Here is a 13,178-nt window from a genome sequence, read left to right on the forward strand (position 1 = left end):
TCAGGAGCCGGCCTTTTGTTCGGGCTGGCGCGCTCTGCCACCGCGTTCGGGATGGTTTGAGCGAAAATCAGATGGAGATCTTTTTGGGCCTCAAGGACACCGCACCTTGTAGGGGGTGCCGTCCTGGTCGCGGGCGATGCAGTTGCGGGGGGTGGTGACCACGCCGACGATACCGCCGCCGATGGCGCCGAGCGCCACGCCGGCGAGGGTGGCGTTCACGGTCGATCCGGCGATGGCGCCGATTGTGGCACCCGTGGCGGCACCGAGACCGGCGCCGATCAGCATTCTGTCCCGCTGGCTTTCAGTATTGGCGCAGCCGGCAAGAAAGAGCGCGAGTGCGGATGCGACAAGGATGGGTTTCATCCTGATTCCCCTGGCGAAAACAGTCATCCGCCAAGGGTGTCGTCAGATGGTTAACAGATCGTTACCATCAGTCCGGTTATCCCGGTTTACGATGCCGGTATCAGGGACAGGCGACCCTGTAGGGATTGCCGTAGCGGTCATAGGCAACGCAGTTTTTCGGAGTGGTCGCCGATCCGACGATGGCACCACCGGCCCCGCCGATGGCCGCGCCGACTAGAGCCGGACCCACGCCACCGCCGGCGGCAGCGCCGATCACGGCACCGGTCGCGGCGCCAAGGCCGCCGCCCACCAGCGCTCTGTCCCGCTGACTGTCGGACTGGCAGCCCGCAACGAACATGGCTGCCGCGGCAACCAGAACAAGTCTTTTCATCAATTCTACCTGTAAGTTAGCATCTCAGTCTGAAATGTGCCTGCTGGGATCAGGGGCAGGCGACCCTGTAGGGGTTGCCGTAGCGGTCATAGGCGACGCAGTTCTTCGGCGTGGTTGCGGATCCGACGATCGCACCGCCTGCCGCACCGATCGCACCGCCGACCAGGGCTCCGCCGACATCACCTGTTGCAGCTGCGCCGATAGCAGCGCCCGTGGCAGCACCCAGACCGCCGCCTACCAGGGCGCGGTCACGCTGGCTGTCGGACTGGCATCCAGCCAGAGCAAGGCCAACTGCTGCGAGCAGAACAAGTTTTTTCATCGATACCATCTCCCTTGGGGTCCGCCGATGGCGGCGCGACCGACAAAATAAAAGCCTCGCCGAGACTAAGCCGCTTTCCCGGCACGGGCAATCTCTCATTGCCTTACAGGTCAGCGTCCTGCCGGACAGTCGATTCAGGCTCCCGGCATGGTGGACCAGACCGCTCTGGTCGGGCGAAATTATGGCGAGAGCGCCCAAGGTGTAAACGCCATTGAGTAAAGAAAGTTCCTTCGATCAGCCTCGAAGTATCATCAAAAGCCCTTTTGTCGAGGAATCCTTGGATGCCGCCGGTGCCTCGCCCTTGACCATGGGAAGCAGGGCGGTTGCCAGTTCCTTGCCCAGTTCGACGCCCCACTGGTCGAATGAATTGATCCCCCAGATCACGCCCTCGACAAAGACCCGGTGTTCATAAAGCGCGATCAGGCGGCCAAGTGCGAATGGCGTCAGCTGGTCGTAAACCAGCGTCATCGAGGGCCGGTCGCCGGGAAATACCTTGTGCGGAGCGAGACGGTCGACGTCCTCGCCGGACAGGCCCGAAGCGCTCAGGTTGTCCCGGGCCTCGTCAAGGGTCCTGCCGAGCATCAGCGCCTCGGACTGCGCCAGGCAGTTGGCGATCAGAAGGTCATGGTGATGCTTGAGATCGTCCTCGTGCCCGTTTGCGGCGATCAGGAACTCGCAGGGAATAACCGTCGTTCCCTGATGCAGCAACTGGTAGAAGGCATGCTGGCCGTTGGTACCCGGTTCGCCCCATACGAGCGGACCGGTGTCCTGCGCCGCCGGGCTTCCGTCCAGGCGCACGCTCTTGCCGTTGGATTCCATGTCGAGTTGCTGCAGATAGGCCGGCAGTCGCGACAGGCGCTGGTCGTAAGGCAGCACCGCCCTTGCGCCGTATCCAAGCAGATCCCGGTTCCAGACCCCGATCAGTGCCATCAGGACCGGCAGGTTGCTGTCGAGCGGCGCTTCGGCGAAATGGGTATCAAGCGCGTGTGCGCCTTCCAGGAAATCGGTGAAGGCATCCGGGCCGATGGCGATCATCAGCGGCAGGCCGATGGCCGACCAGATGGAATACCGGCCACCGACCCAGTCCCAGAAACCGAACACGCGGGTTTCGTCGATGCCAAAGGCGGCAACCTTGTCGAGGGCGGTCGACACGGCCGCGAAATGGTCGCCGACGGCGTCCTCGCCCAGGGCGTCCGCGATCCAGGTGCGCGCGGTCTGCGCATTGGTCATGGTTTCGATGGTGGTGAAAGTCTTCGACGCCACGATGATCAGGGTCGTGGCCGGATCGAGACTTTCCAGCGTGTCGGCGATATGGGCGCCGTCCACGTTCGATACATAGTGGAGTTCCGGGCCGTCATGATAAGGCCTGAGCGCCAGGGTGGTCATGGCCGGGCCGAGGTCGGAGCCGCCGATGCCGATATTGACCACATCGGTGAAGGCATCGCCGGTGAAGGAGGTCAGCTCACCGGAGCGGACGGCTTCGGAAAAGTCGGCCATGGCGTCCAGGACCGCATGCACGTCGGGCATCACGTCCTTGCCGTCGACCAGCACCGGACGGTCGGAGCGGTTCCTGAGAGCCGTATGCAGGACCGCGCGGTTCTCTGTCGTGTTGATTTTTTCTCCGGAAAACATGGCCGCGCGCCGGCCTTCCACATCGGCGGCCCTGGCCAGGTCGAGCAGCAGGGCGAAGGCCCTGGCGTCGATCTTCGACTTTGAATAATCGAGCAGGAGATCTTCGAAACTGGCGGAGAAGCTGTCGAAGCGGTCCGGGTCGCTTGCGAAAAGCGCGCGCAGGTTGGTCTTGCGCAGCTGTCCGGCCTGCCGCGCGAGGGCCTCAAATGCTTCGTCGAGAGCCATGAACAATCCCCTTCAACCGATTTAACAGGCCGGTCTTCTGCCGATGCCGACGGCGCCCCGAATACCACAGAGGTCCTGCGAGGTGGAGCGAAAATTGCGGCACCGCCGCCGGACCGGTGCGAGGCTCAGTTGATCGGGGCCAGAAGTTCCGGTGCGGTCACGAGCTGGCGCACGCCGTGAGAATGATCTTCCTTAAAGACGTTGCCGTTCCGGGCCCAGGCGTTCAACGAGTTGATATCCAGTTTCGCGCATTGGGGGCGGACGCTCCAGGTCACCTGAAGCGGCGAGCAGACTTCCTCGGTGTAGCTCGGTCCGGTGGTGGAGCCGATAAAGGTGACCGGGGCTCCGGTTCCCGAGGGCAGGGCCTTGGGCTGATGCAGACCCTCGCGCATCGTGCCGTCATAGGAAAATCCGCCAAAATCCAGCGCGGCAGGGTCGTTCACGACGAGAAAGGCCTGGGCCTCCACACGCAGCTGCGGATTGGTGCAGGTCTCCGACATGCAGGAGCCAAGGCCCTTGCCCGGCTCGATGTCGCAGGAGGAATAAACCCAGTGGACCTCGATCGTGTCGCCCGGCCTGACGCCGTGAAAGGCGGTGCTGTCAGGTTCGGCGAGCTCTGCCGCGGTCAGGTCGTCGGTGCCATTGCACCTGAAGCCGCCCGACTCGCCATCGCCGGCGAAGATCGCAAAGCCAGGACCCTTGTGTTCGGCATTGGTGTGCGTGTGGATATTGCAGAGGTTCAGCTGATCGGCCGCGGGGGCGATGGACACCGCGTGCGTATTCAAGCCGTTCTTGTCGGCAATGTCCCGGGGCGTCTGAGGGCCGAAGCCCTGGCACAGGGCGGCGGCATGAGCCGACGTGGCCAGAAACGAGACCGCGCAGAACAGCGTGGAAATTCTAAGAATACCGGTCATTTTCTTCTCTCTTGCCTTGCCATCTGCTGGCATCGTCCGTCAGATTTTCGGGCTCCGCGCCGAATGGAAAATTTGCGGAGACACCAAATGTGTAAATGAGAAACGTGACGGTTTGCATAGCCACCTTAAAGGAACTTAAACTTCCATCGTGTGGTACTTTTCAATAGATTTTTATCGATTGGAAATCCGCATGTCCCAGCCTCGGATGATTTGGAAATGAAGCCGGAAGACAAATTAGGCGATCTCTCTCATCTTCTGGATCAGCCGGACGCGGAAGAAGACGTGCTGATTGTTGATTTCGATACGATGTCGGTCATCGATGCAGTCATCTCCAACGTCAACGAATGGGGATGCCGTATTGCCTCGGCCGAGATCAAGGAGCTCTACAAGAACATCGGTATCCGCGCCCAAGGGTCGAACAAGCTCGTAAAGGCTCTCGTGACATCTGCCAAGAAGGACTTCGCCGTGGTCGTGTTTGCCAAGTCCGAACAGACAGTCAGCGACAAGCGCCGGGAGAAACGCAACAACGTCAACATCGCCGCCAAGTTGTCGGATCTCGAGGGGATCACCGAGATCACGGGAACAATCGTGGACGCGGGCAACAACGGATGCCGCATCATGGCGGACGGCATGACCGCGTTGCCCGAGGAAGTGGTCCTCACCATGAAGAAGTTCGACCGCCCGGTCATCGCGGAATTCGCATGGCGCAATGAAGCGTCCGCAGGTCTGCGGCTGCTGTGGGACCGCACGCTCGAGGAAAACGAGAAGGCCTGAGGCCGGTGCCCTGCCCGGACGAGATGCCCGGACGAGACGCCCGGGCATGACATGAGAGTGCGCTGCCGTTGTCAGCCTTTCAGACCCGCGGCAGCCCGCGCGCGGTCCTCGATGCCTTGCCAGTCCTCGGCGGCGATGGCCTTGGCATCGGCGATCCAGGATCCCCCCACGCACAGCACATTCGGAAGCTTCAGGTAGTCCGGGGCCTTGTCGAGGCTGACGCCGCCCGTCGGGCAGAACTTCGCAGCCGCCAGCGGCGAGGAGAGGGACTTCAGATAGGACGCGCCGCCTGCCTGCTCCGCGGGGAAGAACTTCAGCCGCTGATAGCCGCGCTCCAGCAGGAACATGACTTCCGATGCGGTGGCCGCACCCGGCAGCAGGGGGACGCTGTGCTGGTCAGCGGCATCGAGAAGGGCCTCCGTCGCGCCCGGAGACACGATAAAGCGCGCACCTGCGGAAATGGCGGCATCATATTGCCTGTCGTCGAGCACGGTGCCCGCACCGACGATCGCGCCTTCGACATGCTCGTTGACCGCTTTGATCGCTTCCAGGGCAAGGGGCGTGCGCAAGGTGATTTCAATCGACGGTAGCCCGCCGCGCACCAGGGCCTCGGCCATGGGCACAGCCTTTTTCGGGTCTTCCACCACCAGCACCGGGATCACCGGCGCGGCGCACATCACCTGTTCGATCTTTTCTATGTCCTGGGCCATATCGCCTCCCTGTATTCTTTTGTGTGTGTGTTGACCGCGCCGATAGATCTGAATTCCAGTTGGAAGGATCGGTGCGGCCCGTAACCTTCCGAGCGCAATCCCGTGCTCCGCAGTGTCCTTCCGTCAAACAGGACGTCCCTTCGCGAGACCGGTTTCGACCCTAACCGATCGATCGTCTCGGCCGACAAGGGCGCAGAAGATCGCCGCCGAACAAAAAGCGAGACCGTGAAATGCGGCAACGCGCGGTCAAACGACGGTCGACTGATGGCACAACGTCAGTTTCCACGTGCTGGCTCCTGACCCCCGAAGACATGCGCGCCGGTGTCCGCCGTTCCGACATTGCTGCGGAAGGCGGCGAAGAGATCGCGGCCGACGCCAAAATGATGGTGGCTCAGATCAGCCGTGGCGAGCGGGCGGGCGTTGAACTCGGCTTCATCGACGAGAACCGTCAAATCGCCGCTGATCGCGTCCACCCGGATCATGTCGCCGTCCCGGATCCGCGCAATCGGACCGCCGTCGGCGGCTTCCGGCGTCACATGGATCGCCGCCGGCACCTTGCCGGAGGCCCCGGACATGCGTCCGTCGGTGATCAGGGCGACCTTGTGGCCGCGGTCCTGGAGGATGCCGAGGCAAGGTGTCAGCTTGTGCAACTCGGGCATGCCGCAGGCTTTCGGGCCCTGGAACCGCACAACGGCGGCGACATCGCCGGTCAGTTCCTTGTTGTTGAAGGCTGTCAGGAAGTCGTTCTGGTCATGGAACACGCGCGCGGGCGCCTCGATGATGTGGCGATCCGGGGCGACCGCCGAGATCTTGATGACGGCCTTGCCCATGTTGCCGGTCAGCATCTTCAGGCCGCCCGTCGGCTGGAAGGCCTTGGAGACAGGGGCGAGAACCGTTTCGTCGCCGGAAACCGCCGGGACCTGTTCGCGGACCACGTTGCCGTTGGCGTCGAGCCTGGCTTCGACCGTATAGCCCGACAGATCGGTGCCGTGAACGGTCTTGACGTCCTGGTGCAGGTAGCCGTCGCCGAGCAGTTCGCGGATCAGGAAGGCAAGCCCGCCGGCGGCCTGGAAGTGGTTCACGTCCGCCTTGCCGTTGGGGTAGACACGGGCAAGCAGCGGGACCGTGTCGGAGAGATCGGAAATGTCGTCCCACGTCAGCCGGATGCCCGCGGCGGCGGCGATCGCCACCAGGTGCATGGTGTGATTGGTGGAGCCGCCGGTGGCGTGCAGGCCGACCACACCGTTGACGATGGCCTTCTCGTCGATGATCTCGCCGGCCGGGGTGAATTCGTTGCCGAGTGCGGAGATCGCAAGCGCCCGTTTGGCGGCCTCGCGGGTCAGCGCGTCGCGCAGCGGCGTGCCCGGATTGACGAAGGATGCGCCCGGCATGTGCAGGCCCATGATCTCCATCAGCATCTGGTTGGAGTTGGCCGTGCCGTAGAAGGTGCAGGTTCCCGGGGAGTGATAGGCCTTGGATTCGCTTTCCAGAAGGGCGTCACGGCCGACCTTGCCTTCGGCATAGAGCTGGCGGACCTTGGCCTTGTCGTCGTTGGAAATGCCGGTGGTCATCGGGCCGGCGGGCACGAACACGGCCGGCATGTGGCCGAAGGACAGCGCCGCGATGGCCAGGCCCGGGACGATCTTGTCGCAAATGCCGAGGAACACGGCGGCGTCGAACATCTGGTGCGACAGGCCGACGGCGGCCGCCATGGCGATCACGTCGCGGGAAAACAGCGACAGTTCCATGCCGTCCTGGCCCTGGGTGACGCCGTCGCACATGGCCGGGACGCCGCCGGCGACCTGGGCAACCGCGCCGACTTCATGAGCCGCCTGACGGATCAGGGCCGGATAGGTTTCATAGGGCTGATGGGCCGACAGCATGTCGTTGTAGGAGGTGATGATGCCCAGGTTGGGCACCACGTCGCCGGACAGGGCCTGCTTGTCGGAAACACCGCAGGCGGCGAAGCCGTGGGCCAGGTTGCCGCAGGACAGGCGCGAGCGCTGCGGTCCCTTGTCGGCGGCCCGGCCGATCCGGTCCAGATAGAGGGAGCGGCTGTCGTGGCTGCGTTTGACGATCCGTTCGGTAACGTCGCCAATGCGATCCTGGATGGTCATACCTGTGTTTCCTTTGCTAGCCGTCGGGCGGCCTGGCTCTTGCGTAATCCGGCAGACAGGGCGCTCCTCGCGCGCCCGTACCCCGTTCAATCGATTTGACCGACGAAGGCGCTGCTGGGTGGTCCGGACCGCGGGGTCAGGCCCCGTCGTCCTCCGCCCAGGTCCGGCCGTCGCGTTCCACCAGGGCGATTGAGGCGGAAGGTCCCCAGGTGCCCGCGGTGTATCCCTTCGGCGTGTCCTTGGACGCGGTCCACGCGGCCTGGATGGGGTCGATCCACGCCCAGGCGGCATCGACTTCGTCCCGGCGCATGAACAGGGTCTGGTTGCCGCGGATCACGTCCATGATCAGCCGCTCATAGGCATCCGGGTTGCGCACCTTGAAGGCTTCCGCGAAGCTCATGTCGAGCGGCACCTGACGCAGGCGCATGCCGCCCGGGCCGGGGTCCTTGATCATGATCTGCATCTGGACACCTTCATCGGGCTGCAGGCGGATGATCAGGCGGTTGGCCGTGATCGCGCCGGCTTCGGCATCGAAGATGGAATGGGGGATCGGCTGGAACTGGACGACGATTTCCGACACGCGCTGGGCAAGCCGCTTGCCGGTGCGCAGATAGAACGGCACACCCGCCCACCGCCAGTTGGCGATTTCGGCCTTCAGGGCGACAAATGTTTCCGTGCGGCTCTCGTCATTGCCGAGCTCCTCCAGATATCCGGGAACGGCTCCGCCGGCCGAGGCTCCGGCCCGATACTGACCGCGCACCGTCAGCCTGTCGATATTCTGTTCGCTGATCGGGGCGAGTGCCTTCAGCACTTTCAGCTTTTCGTCCCGGACGCTGTCGGCGTTCATGGATTCCGGCGGCTCCATCGCCACCAGGCACAGCAACTGCAAGATGTGGTTCTGGACCATGTCGCGCAGGGCCCCGGCGGTGTCGTAGTAGCCGGCGCGGCCGCCTGTCCCCAGGGACTCGGCCACGGTGATCTGCACATGATCGATATGCGCCGCGTTCCAGAGCGGCTCGAACAGCGCGTTGGCAAACCGCAGAGCCATCAGGTTCTGCACCGTTTCCTTGCCGAGATAGTGATCGATACGGAAGATCTGGTCTTCCTCGAACACGGCGCCGACCGTGTCGTTGAGCGCTTTCGCGGAGGCGCCGTCCTTGCCGATCGGTTTTTCCATGACGACGCGGGAATGTTCGTTGACGGCGCCGATCCGGCCAAGATTTTCACAGATCGTGCCAAACAGATCCGGTCCGACCGCAAGGTAGAAGGCCCGGATAACGTCCGGACGGTCATCGAGGATGGTCTTCAGGTCTTCGAAACCCACGCCTGTGGCGATGTCGATCTTGACGTAGCGCAGGCGCTTCAGGAACTGTTCCAGGTGTGCGTCATCGAGATCGGCGACATGCTCTTCCAGGGCTTTTCTGGCATAGTCCCGGTAGTCGTCGTCGGAATAATCACGGCGCGCGCTGCAGATGATGCGGGCCTCTTCCGGCATCTGGCCGTCGGCATCGCGATGGTAAAGGGCCGGCAGAAGCTTGCGGTGGGCAAGATCGCCGGAGGCCCCGAACACGATGAGATCGAATTCATCCACTTCAATGACGCGTACCGCCATGCTTCTTTCCTTCTCTACAGCTTTGCCGTCCTGCGGAGCACTGGTGGCGCGGTCAATGTTGCACTGCACCTGTGCGTCAGGTTTTTAAATCGGTTTAATTCTCTTGTCAGCCCCTCAATTCAAGGCGGACCATTCTTTTTCCAGTTCGCTTTTGCGCGGCAGGTCGGCGCCGCGCCTGGAACAGGTGATCGCGGCTGCCTTGACGGCGAACTCCAAAAGGCGTTTCAGGCGCGCCTCGTCCAGGGTCGAGAGTGTCTCCCGGTTCAGGACGCCCAGATGTCCGAGGCCGGCCAAGAGTGCCGCCTGGAAAGTGTCTCCGGCCCCCACCGTATCCTCGACCTCTACCCTGACGCCAGGACAGTCGACGGTGACACCGGACGCGTAGGCCGTAGCGCCGTCTCCGCCCCTGGTGACGATCACCAGGCCGGCGCCGGCGGAGAGCCACTTGCGCGCGATCTCGGCGACAGGTTCGCCGGGCGCGATCAGCTCCAGATCCTCGTCGCTTACCTTGACGAGGTCTGTCAACGGGATCAATGCCTCCGTGTTGCGGCGCCACCGGTCCATGTCGCCGACAACCGTCGGGCGGATGTTCGGATCGAAGGAGATCAGCGCATGGGGTCTCTCCCGTTCTATCAGTGCTCTCAGGGCTTTGGAAACCGGTTCTACCAGTGCGGTGTAGGAGCCGACATGCACGAACGAGGGCGGCGCTTCGAAATCCGGCAAATCGGCTTCCGTGATCATGCGGTCGGCGGCGTTTTCGCCATAGAACGTATAGGCAGGCGATCCGCGATCGTCTTTCTGCACCACGCTCAGCGTCGTCAGGTGATCGGTGCGCAGGATGTACCGCTCCGAGACCCCCTCCTTGCGGAATTTTCCGACCAGTTTCTCACCCAGCGCATCGTTCGAGATGCCGCCGAAGAAGGCGGCGTCCTGGTCCAGCCGTGCAAGTCCCATGGCCACGTTGAAAGGCGAACCGCCGATACGCCCGTCAAAGGAGACGCTGTCGCCGGTCGTGTTTTCGCCAAAGAGATCGAACAGCGCTTCACCGCAAATCAGATACATATGTCTTCCAGAACTCTCGATTTCTTTTCAGGGATATGCGCAGGCAATGTGCCGATTCCGACGGCATCCAGCCGATTTTTTCAGGCCACCTATTCAGACATGGCCTCACGCCGCAAGGCTCCCGGGCGGGTCCATGGCCCCTGTCATGATCGCGACCGCGTCGGACATGGAAAAGTCCGACGGTCTGATCACGCAGGCGCGCTTGCCGAGCCGGTGAATGTGAATGCGATCGGCGACCTCGAAGACATGGGGCATGTTGTGGCTGATCAGGACGATCGGCATTCCTCTTGCCTTCACATCCTTGATCAGCTCCAGGACACGCCGGCTTTCCTTGACACCGAGGGCCGCCGTCGGCTCGTCCATGATGACTACTTTGGAGCCGAAGGCCGCGGCCCTGGCGACGGCCACGCCCTGGCGCTGGCCACCGGACAGGGTTTCCACCGCCTGGTTGATGTTCTGGATCGTCAGCAGGCCCAGTTCGTTCAGCTTGTCGCGGGCAATCTCCTCCATCTTCCTGCGGTCGAGCTGGCGCAGCCACGTGCCGCGAAAGCCCTGTTTCCTCAGCTCGCGGCCCATGAACATGTTGTCCGTGATCGACAGGGCCGGGGACATGGCAAGGGTCTGGTAGACCGTCTCGATGCCGGCATCGCGCGCGTCGATCGGCGACCCGAAATGCACCGGCCTGCCATCGAGGAGGATCTCGCCGCCGTCGGGCAGCACCGCGCCGCTGAGGGCCTTTATCAGGGTGGACTTGCCAGCCCCGTTGTCGCCGATCACCGCCAGGATCTCGTCCGGATAGAGTTCGAAGTCGGCTTGGTCCATGGCCACCACACGGCCATAGCGCTTGACCAGTTTGCGCGCCTGCAAAACAGGTTCCATCAGACTGACACCTTTCTGATCCACTGGTCGATCGCGACCGCACCGATGATGAGAATGCCGATCAGGAGGTATGTCCACTGGGCGTCCGCGCCGAGCAGGCGCAGGCTGAGCGTGAACACGCCCACGATCAGGGCGCCGAACAGCGTGCCCAGCACCGATCCGCGCCCGCCGAACAGCGATATGCCACCGATCACGACGGCGGTGATGGATTCAATGTTCGCAAGCTGACCGGTGGTCGGCGAGACCGAGCCGATGCGGCCGATCATCGCCCAGCCGGCGAAAGCACAGATCAGGCCGGACACCATGTAGACGGAGATCAGCACCTTTTTGACCTGCACGCCCGACAGTTTGGCCGCCTCCGGATCGTCTCCGACCGCATAGACGTGGCGGCCCCAGGCGGTTTGCCGCAAGGCATAGGCCAAGACGAGGATCAGAACCACCATGAAGATCACACCATAGGTGAAGATCGCACCGCCGACATTGACCTTGGTGCCGAAGAACTGCAGCAGCGGAGCGTTCGCGGCGATGTCCTGGGAGCGGATTGTCTCATTGGCGGAATAGAGGAAATTCGTTGCCAGCACGATCTGCCACATGCCGAGCGTCACGATGAAGGGCGGCAATTTCACAACGGCGACGAGGAAGCCGTTGAGATAGCCGCATAGGGTGCCGCAGACGAGGCCGCAGGCGATGGACACCTCGACCGGAAGACCATATCGGAATGTGAACTGCCCCATCACCACCGAGGACAGTACCATGATCGCGCCGACCGACAGGTCGATGCCCGCGGTCAGGATGACGATGCTCTGCGCTGCGGCGACAATGCCGACGATCTGCACCTGCTGGAGGATCAGGGTCAGCGCGAACGGCGAGAACAGTTTCGAGCCCAGCAGCAGCCCGAAGACGACGAGAGACAGGACCAGGACAATCAGTGGCACCAGCGACGGTGTCTGGTGCAGCCTGTGCTGGATTTTCTGTCCGATGCCGTGGCCGTGGTCATCGAATGAGGCGACGGCCTGCGGAGCGGCCGCCGCGGCGGCTTCGAAGCCGGCCTGGTCATCGGCCGGTTTTGTGTCTGAGGTCATGCCTGTTTTCCCTCTCTGCGCCATTCCTGAAGGGGGCAACGTCGCCCATGCCCCCTTCGTGTCTTGCTATCGGGGAGATCTAGCCCCAGCAGAGATCGGTGCCCTTGGCGGTGTCGATGGAGTCAACGCCGTCGACCGGCTTGTCGGTAACCAGAGCAACGCCGGTGTCAAAGAAATCCTTGCCGGGTGTCGGCTCGGGCTTCGTGCCATTGTCGGCCCAGGACTTGATCGCCTCAATGCCAAGTGAGGCCATCAGCAGCGGATACTGCTGCGACGTGGCGCCGATGACGCCGTCCTTGACGTTCTGCACACCCGGGCAGCCGCCGTCGACGGACACGATCAGAACGTCATTCTCGCGGCCGATGGACTTCAGGGCTTCATATGCGCCGGCAGCCGCCGGTTCGTTGATGGTGTAGACGACGTTGATCATGGGGTCCTTGGCAAGAAGGTTCTCCATGGCCCGGCGGCCGCCTTCCTCGTTGCCCTGGGTGACGTCGTTGCCGACGATGCGGGCGTCGGTCTCGTCACCCCATTTGTTCGGATCGCCCAGGTCGATGCCGAAGCCTTTCAGGAAACCCTGATCGCGCAGCACGCCGACACTCGGCTGGCTGATGGCCAGGTCCAGCATGGCGATCTTTGCATCCGAGGCCTTGTCGCCGAGGCTGGCCGCAGCCCAACTGCCGATCAGTTCACCGGCCAGGAAATTGTCGGTTGCGAAGGTCGCATCCGCCGCGTCGATCGGCTCAAGTGGCGTATCGAGAGCGATCACCACCAGACCGGCGTCGCGGGCCTGCTGAACAGCAGGGACGATGGACGAGGTGTCGGAGGCGGTCAGCAAGATGCCCTTGGCGCCGTCGGCGATGCAGGTTTCGATGGCCGCGACCTGGGTTTCATGATCGCCGTCGATCTTGCCGGCGAAGGATTTCAGCTCGATGCCGAGTTCTTCCGCCTTGGCGGTCGCGCCTTCCTTCATCTTGACGAAGAACGGGTTGGTGTCCGTCTTTGTGATCAGGCAGGCGGAGATGTCCGCCGCGGCTGCCGGGGCCGCCGCCATGGCAACGAGCACGGATGCTGTCGCGATTAGTTTGCGGGTCATATGCGTTTCCTCCCTGGCCTTTG

General features: G+C 63.0%; 13 protein-coding genes. 1 reads left to right on the top strand and 12 read right to left on the bottom strand.

The window, feature by feature from the left end; genetic code table 11:
- Positions 1 to 90: 90 nt before the first annotated feature.
- The 5 genes from WNZ15_RS05835 to WNZ15_RS05855 form a co-directional block, all read right to left on the bottom strand.
- Positions 91 to 363: a hypothetical protein gene (locus tag WNZ15_RS05835; RefSeq protein ID WP_342892017.1), complete on the bottom strand. Its 273-nt coding sequence runs from the start codon at positions 361 to 363 to the stop codon at positions 91 to 93.
- 100 nt (positions 364 to 463) lie between these two features.
- A complete protein-coding gene (locus tag WNZ15_RS05840; protein WP_342892018.1) occupies positions 464 to 733 on the bottom strand; it encodes a glycine zipper domain-containing protein in 270 nt (89 codons plus the stop codon).
- Positions 734 to 782: 49 nt separating this feature from the next.
- The gene (locus WNZ15_RS05845) at positions 783 to 1,052 is read right to left on the bottom strand and encodes a glycine zipper domain-containing protein (protein ID WP_023000610.1); all 270 of its coding nucleotides are present in this window, start codon (positions 1,050 to 1,052) and stop codon (positions 783 to 785) included.
- 234 nt (positions 1,053 to 1,286) lie between these two features.
- Complete coding sequence (pgi, locus tag WNZ15_RS05850) at positions 1,287 to 2,909, bottom strand: glucose-6-phosphate isomerase (protein WP_342892019.1); 1,623 nt, start codon at positions 2,907 to 2,909, stop codon at positions 1,287 to 1,289.
- A 125-nt stretch (positions 2,910 to 3,034) separates the two neighbouring features.
- Entirely contained in the window at positions 3,035 to 3,823 is a 789-nt protein-coding gene (locus WNZ15_RS05855; RefSeq protein ID WP_342892020.1) for a delta-class carbonic anhydrase, read from the bottom strand.
- A 216-nt stretch (positions 3,824 to 4,039) separates the two neighbouring features.
- On the opposite strand from WNZ15_RS05855, the gene WNZ15_RS05860 reads away from it, so the two are divergent.
- Entirely contained in the window at positions 4,040 to 4,597 is a 558-nt protein-coding gene (locus tag WNZ15_RS05860) for a PilZ domain-containing protein (RefSeq protein WP_342892021.1), read from the top strand.
- 71 nt (positions 4,598 to 4,668) lie between these two features.
- On the opposite strand, the gene eda is transcribed toward WNZ15_RS05860, so the two are convergent.
- The 7 genes from eda to WNZ15_RS05895 form a co-directional block, all read right to left on the bottom strand.
- Positions 4,669 to 5,307 (bottom strand): bifunctional 4-hydroxy-2-oxoglutarate aldolase/2-dehydro-3-deoxy-phosphogluconate aldolase, encoded by a 639-nt coding sequence (gene eda / locus WNZ15_RS05865; RefSeq protein WP_342892022.1) that lies wholly within the window; start codon positions 5,305 to 5,307, stop codon positions 4,669 to 4,671.
- Between the two features lie 275 nt (positions 5,308 to 5,582).
- Entirely contained in the window at positions 5,583 to 7,424 is a 1,842-nt protein-coding gene (edd, locus tag WNZ15_RS05870) for a phosphogluconate dehydratase (protein ID WP_342892023.1), read from the bottom strand.
- Between the two features lie 136 nt (positions 7,425 to 7,560).
- Positions 7,561 to 9,036, bottom strand: coding sequence for a glucose-6-phosphate dehydrogenase (zwf, locus tag WNZ15_RS05875; RefSeq protein ID WP_342892024.1), 1,476 nt, complete (start codon positions 9,034 to 9,036; stop codon positions 7,561 to 7,563).
- A gap of 114 nt (positions 9,037 to 9,150) precedes the next feature.
- Positions 9,151 to 10,098: a carbohydrate kinase gene (locus WNZ15_RS05880; protein ID WP_342892025.1), complete on the bottom strand. Its 948-nt coding sequence runs from the start codon at positions 10,096 to 10,098 to the stop codon at positions 9,151 to 9,153.
- Between the two features lie 105 nt (positions 10,099 to 10,203).
- Positions 10,204 to 10,977 carry an ATP-binding cassette domain-containing protein gene (locus tag WNZ15_RS05885; RefSeq protein ID WP_342892026.1) on the bottom strand — a complete coding sequence of 258 codons (774 nt, stop codon included), beginning with the start codon at positions 10,975 to 10,977 and terminating at the stop codon, positions 10,204 to 10,206.
- Positions 10,977 to 12,059, bottom strand: coding sequence for an ABC transporter permease (locus WNZ15_RS05890; protein WP_342892027.1), 1,083 nt, complete (start codon positions 12,057 to 12,059; stop codon positions 10,977 to 10,979). The genes WNZ15_RS05885 and WNZ15_RS05890 overlap by 1 nt, the downstream gene beginning before the upstream one ends.
- A 79-nt stretch (positions 12,060 to 12,138) precedes the next feature.
- Positions 12,139 to 13,155, bottom strand: coding sequence for a sugar ABC transporter substrate-binding protein (locus WNZ15_RS05895; RefSeq protein ID WP_342892028.1), 1,017 nt, complete (start codon positions 13,153 to 13,155; stop codon positions 12,139 to 12,141).
- Positions 13,156 to 13,178: the final 23 nt, after the last annotated feature.

Origin of the sequence: Roseibium sp. AS2 (assembly GCF_038900065.1) — a bacterium.
Taxonomy (GTDB): domain Bacteria; phylum Pseudomonadota; class Alphaproteobacteria; order Rhizobiales; family Stappiaceae; genus Roseibium.